The sequence below is a fragment of the Streptomyces sp. NPDC007162 genome, assembly GCF_040634175.1.
Classification (GTDB): Bacteria; Actinomycetota; Actinomycetes; order Streptomycetales; family Streptomycetaceae; genus Streptomyces.
On the sequence record NZ_JBEYFC010000527.1, the window covers coordinates 1 to 5,996 of the forward strand.

Sequence of the window (5,996 nt, forward strand, 5' to 3'; positions counted from 1 at the left end):
GACAGCTGGCCGCGGGCGTCGCGCAGCTGGTCGGGGGTGACGCCGTGGTCGCGGGCCGCGTCCCGGATGTCGTCGCGGAAGCGGTCCAGGAGCCGGTCGAGGTCACGGGCCGGGTCGCCGGTGTCGGTCTCGTCGCCGTGCGCCCACGCCGGGACGTACTGCGCGGGGAAGTCCTCCGGGGTGTCCGAGTACTCGGGCGAAGGGGACGGTGCCTGGGCCGGCTTGCGCAGGTCCGGCCCCGTGCCCGGCTCCGGCTCGGGGCGGCCGAAACCGAAGTCCTTGCCGAACCCCTTGCCGTAGTCCTTCCCGAAGTCCCCGAACTCCTTGGCGAGCTCGCTCAGGCCCTCGCGGACCCCCGTCGGCCAGTCACCGCGCGCGAAGTGGTCCTGGACGTGCTCCTGCACTCTGCGGGCGATGCGCTGCATCTCCTCCTGGGCCTGGGCGCGGGCGTGTGCCTGGGCCTCCTGGGCCTGTCGGCGTGCCCGCTGGGCCTCGTCACGGGCCCGGCGGCTCTCGTCCTTGGCGCGGCGGGCCTGCTCCTTCCACTCCTGCTTGACGCGGCGCATCTCCTCCTTGGCGGCCCGCCACGACTCCCTGTCCCCCAGGTCGGTGTACTCGCCGGTTCCCGTGCCGGAGCTGCCGCGCCGGGCCTCGGAGGCGGCCGCGCGCACCTCGCGGCGCAGATCGCCGGCCGCACCCCGCACATCGGCCCTTATCTCGGCGGCCAGCTCGGCCACCGACTCGCGGATCTCCAGCTCCAGGTCGGCCAACTCGCCGCTGCGGTCGGCCAGTTCCGCCCGGCCGGCGTCCGTGATGGCGTAGACCTTGCGGCCGCCCTCGGTGGTGTGGGTGACCAGGCCCTCCGCCTCCAGCTTGGCCAGGCGGGGGTAGACGGTGCCGGCCGACGGGGCGTACAGGCCCTGGAAACGCTCCTCCAGCAGCCGGATCACCTCGTAGCCGTGGCGCGGAGCCTCGTCCAGCAGCTTGAGCAGGTAGAGGCGGAGGCGGCCGTGGGCGAAGACGGGAGGCATGTCAGAGCACCTTCTTGTCGGTCGTACCGTCAGTCGTCCCGTCGGCCGGGTCGCGGGGCGGTGCGGGGGCGGCGGGGGCCGGGGCCGGGGTGGCCGGGGTCGGTTCTGTGGGGGGCGCGGCCTCCCATGCCGACTTCTCGTCCTCGTCCTCCTTGGGCGGGCGGCGCAGCAGGGCGATGGAGCCGGAGACCGTGGTGGCGCGGAGCTTGCCGTTGCCCGCGCCGAGGCGGCCGGTGATCTTGTGGGCGCCCCACTGGCCGTGCACCCGCAGTCCGTCGAAGGCGTTGGAGATCGTGCCGCTCGCGGTGTTGGCCTCCACCTCGGCGTCGGCCGGGTGCGGCAGCCGGATGGCGATCTCGCCGGAGACACTGGTCAGTCTGACGTCGGTGGGGCCGTCCGGATCCAGGTCGATGATCATCGAACCGCTCACCGAGTCGGCGCGTACGGCGGAGCCGGACCCCTCCACCACGGTCAGGTCGCCGGAGACGGAGTTGAACCGCAGGTCGCCGGTGACCGCCTGGGCCTCCAGGTTTCCGGAGACGGTGTCCGCGCGGACCTCGCCGGAGAGGCCGACCAACGTGGTGTCGCCGGTGACGCCCTTCACCACCGAGGTGCCGTTGATCCCCGAGACGACCGCGGCGGCACCGACCACGCCCACCTCCACGCGGGTGTCCGCCGGGACGGTCAGTGAGACGACCGCGCTGCGCCGCCAGCCCTTGCGGTCGAGCCACTTGAGGAAGCCCTTCCAGGGCAGGTCCTCGTAGGCCACGGTGAGCGTGCCGTCCTGGTGCGTGACGATCAGGGGCGGTCCCTCGATCTCGGAGATCTCCAGTCGGGCGGAACCCTCGTCCGTGCCCACGACGTTGACCGTTCCGTTGACGACGCGGACGTGCAGGTCGCTCACGGGGGTGTCGAAGGTGAGCTTCCTGGGTTCAGCGACGGACCACTCGGACATGGTGCGGACCCTCCCTCGGCCGGGCATGCGGCTGGACGTGGACGCGTATGCCGACCGACGGGTCGCGCCATATCGCGTCTTCCATAAACACGATATATCGTGGTCGCGCGAAGTCAAGGCGCTCTTCGGTGTGACGGGTCCGTCGTGGGGTTGACGGTGGCAGGGAGGGCCGAGGGGGCACAACGGGCGATGTGGGGACGAATTGCTTAGCGTGAGGACATGCCGATGGACCGGTCCGGGGTGGCGTGGGGTGAGGTGTGCGTGGGGCTGCCGACCGTGATCTGGGGTGCGCGGCGGCGCAGTGTGCCGTGGATCGCGGCGGGGGCGGTGCTGGTGGTGCACGGGGTGCTGGAGCTGTCGTACGAGACGCTGCTGCCCCGGGACTGATCGACCCGGGGTGTTCCGCTCCTCGTCCTGCTTGTCGTCCTACTCCTCGTCCTCGTCGTCCAGGCGGGCCAGCCAGGTCGCCAGGCGTTCCACCGGGACCTCGAAGTCGGGATTCAGGTCGACGAACGTGCGGAGTTGTTCCGCGAGCCACTCGAAGGTGACCTCTTCCTCGCCGCGCCGCTTCTCCAGTTCCTCGATGCCTCGGTCGGTGAAGTACATGGGTCGCTCTCCTGCATGCCTGTGTGGATGCCCGGTGATGGGCGCCTACCAGCCTAGGCGGAGGACGAAGGTGTGCCGCCGGCGAAGGGTAGGGGGCCCCTTCCGGGGGAAGGACTCTTTCTCCGTGGGATGGGAACGGCGTTGTCTTCCCGGGCGGAGAGGGCGGGAAACCACGAACGGCAGGGCGTAGGGAGCACACGGGGCTCGGGGAAACGGGGGAGCGGGGGAACGGTATGGAGCAGGACGTCACGCGGATCGCGCGGGTGCGGTTGCCGGACGGCACGCCCGTGTGGGCGCGGATCTCGGGGGCCGCGGAACTGGAGGTGCCGTCGGGGGAGTTGTCGTTCACGGACACCGGGCTGACCGAACGGGTGGAGGCGAGTGTCGAGAGCCTCGGCGCGCTGGTCAACGGGGTCGCGCGGTCGCTCGCCGAGCCGCTGCGCGCCGTGCGGCCCGACGAGGTGAGCGTCGAGTTCGGGATCGAGCTGACCGCGAAGGCCGGGAAGGTCGTGGGACTGCTCGCGGACGGGGAGGCGAAGGCCGCCATCACCGTGACCCTCACCTGGAAGGGAGACGGCCCACCTGATCCGGGGGGCCGGCCCGATGACGGCCCGCCTGGTCCGGAGGGTCGGCTTGGTGGTGGTCCGGCTGGTCCCGGAGGTCAGCCGGGCGGTGGTCCGCCCCCTCCGGGGGGTCGGCCGGGAGATGGCCCGCCTCCTGCGGGGGGTCGGCCTGGCGGTGGCCCGTCCCTTGCGGGGGGTCGGCCTGGCGGTGGTCCGGCTGGTCCGGAAGGTCCGTTTAGCGCAGGTCCCGGGGGGCCCGGGGCGTGGCCCGGCGGTGGTCCGGCTGGTCCGGAAGGTTCACCCGACGGGGGTCCGGTGGGCCCGGAGGCGCGGTCCGGTGGTGGTCGGGGGGATCCGGGGGCGTGGTCCGGTGGTGGTCCGGCTGGTCCGGGAGGTTCGTCCAGCGGGGGTTCGGGGGAAGCGGAGGTGGGGTTCGGTGGTGGTGCGGCCGTGCCTGGCGACGGGGCCGGTGGTTTTGCCCGCGGCTCCTCACGACCCCGCGCGGGCGCGTCCCGTGGCGTCTCGGTGCACGGGGGCGTTCGACGGGCCGGTGCGGGGGGCGCGGCATGACGGACGGGTACGACGGGGGCGCATCCGGCGGCTGGGACCCGGCCCACCATGCGCTGCGTGAACTCGTCACGGCGGCCACCGTACGCATCCACCGCACAGGTGTCGGGTATGCCCCGGAGGAGTCCGGGGCGTTCCTCGGCAGTGGCTTCTTCGTCGCACCCAACTGGGTGCTGACCTGCGCTCATGTGATCCACGGCGGAGAGGGGGGCGAGGTCACCGTGATCTACCAGCCCGGCCCCTACGACGAGCCGCGCGCCGTACCCGGCAAGGTCGCGGCGACCCTCCCGGAGCAGGTCGAGGGCCCCGTCCAGGGCAGCTGGCCCGCCCCCGACCTCGCCCTGGTCCGGCTGCGCGAGCCGGTGGACCACGCGTGCGTGTACGTCTCCGAGCGGCCGATGCCCCATTACACCGAGGGCCGGGTCTTCTACGCGGGCTGGGCCCCCTTCCAGGGCCGGCCGCAGCCGCTGGACGGCTTCCTGACCGTGCACGGCACCATCGGCGGCTGGTCGGCGGGCGCCCAGATGCGCCTGGGCGCGAACGAGCTGCCGCTCGGCGTCTCCGGCGGCCCCGTGATCGACCCGGTGCGCGGCGAGGTCGTCGGCGTGCTGAAGTCGCGCTCTGACCACGGGCCGGGCGGCACGTCCATCGGCATCGAACGACTGCGCACCCTCCCGGTGGCGGCGCCGTACGTCCGGCCGCACGACCTGTACCGGCACGGCCTGCGCCACCACGACCCCTACCAGCACGACCTCTACCAGGCCGTCTGCCACGCCCACGACCGCCACCACCGCGACCGGCAGCAGCCCAGTGACTCGGGCAGCCCCACCTGGACCGACCTCCAGGCCGAACTCGGCGCCCGCCCGGGCCGCACGCTGAGCCCGCACGAGCGGGTCGAACTGCTCGGCAGGCTCGCCGATCTGCCGCCGCCGGACAGCACCCGCGGACTGCTCGACATCCTCCACTCGCTGCCCGGCTTCCGGCTGCCGACCTTCTCGCCCGCACCGCGCGGCTGGCGCGACGGCCTCGGCGCGCTGTACGAGAACGTGCGCCACGACGGCGCGCTCCGGCTGGTCACCGAGTACGCGATGCGCGTGATGACCGCCGAGCGCCCCGTCACGCCCTTCGTGCTCGACGCCGAACAGGCCCTGTGGGAGTGGATCAGGCAGGCCGCGACCCGCCTGGACAGCGACTACCGCAGCGAACTCGCCCGCAGGCGCGCCCAGCACCTCGGCGACCGGCCGCGCGAACGCTCGGGCCGCGACCGTGGCGACCACCGGACCGGGGTGACGACGGGCCCCGCGCCCCTGACGCACCGGGTCGGCTCCGTGGCGGGGGAGGAGACCCGGCCGCACCGGGCCGGGGAAACGGCGGCCGAAGCGGCCCTGGCGCACCGGACCGGCGACCTGGTGACGCACCGGGCCGGGAGCGTGGTGGGTGAGGAGGCCCCGCCGTACTGGTCCGGGGAAGCGCCGGAAGCGCCGGGCGAAGAAGCGGCGCACCGGGCTGGGGCAGTGGTGGTCGCGGAGGTGCGGGCGCATCCGCGTGACATCGGGCTCGACCAGTCCGTCCTGCTCGAAGTGGAGCACCTGGCCTGGAACCGCGACCGTTGCGACTGGTCGGTCGCGGTGCTGCGGCCGGACGGCGAGGTGACTCGGCTGTACGACGGGCAGGGCGCCCCGCTGGCCGACCTCGCCGCACAGGTCGCCGGGCCGCTCGCCGAGGCCTTCCGGCGCTGCGACGAACCCGGCCGTCCCGTCCCGCTGCACGCTGCCCTGCCGCACCTCCTGCTCGACCTGCCGGTGGACGGGTGGCGGCTGCGGCCGGGCGCGGAGCCGCTCGGCGCCGAACGGCCGGTGGTGGTCCGCTGCAAGGACCGCGACCAACTGCCCGGCGAGGACGACTGGTACGAGGGCGAACTCCGGGGTGGCGAACTCCGGGGTGGCGAACTCCGGGGTGGCGAACCCGAGGACGGCGAACCTGAGGACGGCGAACTGCACGGGGACGGGGGCGGGTTCCGCGGCGTCGGCGAGGCTGCCGACCGCCGGGCCCGCTGGCACCCCGCGCACCTCGGGCGCGAGCGCTCCGGAACCCGGGCCAGGGCCGAGATACTCGACTGCGACGACGCGGTGCGCCGGCCGGTGTCCGAGGTCGCGGTGCTGCGCGGCCTCGCGCCCGGAACCGTCCCGGTGCTGTGCCGCCAGGGCGACCTGCGCTATCCGGACGACGCCACCGCCCTCGGCCGGATCGTCCGGGCCGGGTACGGGGTGGTGC

Annotated in this window: 5 protein-coding genes and 1 pseudogene; 3 read left to right on the forward strand and 3 right to left on the reverse strand. The window is 73.8% G+C overall.

All coding sequences use genetic code 11. From position 1 onward, the window contains the following. Together ABZ646_RS38095 and ABZ646_RS38100 are read right to left on the reverse strand one after the other, a co-directional pair. Window positions 1-1,031: PadR family transcriptional regulator (locus ABZ646_RS38095; protein ID WP_360529733.1), on the reverse strand; the 1,031-nt coding region annotated here is incomplete at its 3' end. Window position 1,032: 1 nt separating this feature from the next. Further along, window positions 1,033-1,986 carry a DUF4097 family beta strand repeat-containing protein gene (locus ABZ646_RS38100; RefSeq protein WP_360529736.1) on the reverse strand — a complete coding sequence of 318 codons (954 nt, stop codon included), beginning with the start codon at window positions 1,984-1,986 and terminating at the stop codon, window positions 1,033-1,035. Between the two features lie 219 nt (window positions 1,987-2,205). Between ABZ646_RS38100 and ABZ646_RS38105 the strand changes: the two genes are divergently transcribed. Next, window positions 2,206-2,373, forward strand: coding sequence for a hypothetical protein (locus ABZ646_RS38105; RefSeq protein ID WP_360529739.1), 168 nt, complete (start codon window positions 2,206-2,208; stop codon window positions 2,371-2,373). 39 nt (window positions 2,374-2,412) lie between these two features. On the opposite strand, the gene ABZ646_RS38110 is transcribed toward ABZ646_RS38105, so the two are convergent. Further along, window positions 2,413-2,592 carry a DUF6104 family protein gene (locus ABZ646_RS38110; RefSeq protein ID WP_023586593.1) on the reverse strand — a complete coding sequence of 60 codons (180 nt, stop codon included), beginning with the start codon at window positions 2,590-2,592 and terminating at the stop codon, window positions 2,413-2,415. Between the two features lie 233 nt (window positions 2,593-2,825). Between ABZ646_RS38110 and ABZ646_RS38115 the strand changes: the two are divergent. Both ABZ646_RS38115 and ABZ646_RS38120 read left to right on the forward strand, forming a co-directional pair. Beyond that, window positions 2,826-3,179: pseudogene (locus ABZ646_RS38115) on the forward strand (CU044_2847 family protein); the annotation flags it as partial. Window positions 3,180-3,721: 542 nt separating this feature from the next. Continuing rightward, the coding region (locus ABZ646_RS38120; RefSeq protein ID WP_360529742.1) for a trypsin-like peptidase domain-containing protein at window positions 3,722-5,996 on the forward strand (2,275 nt) is incomplete at its 3' end.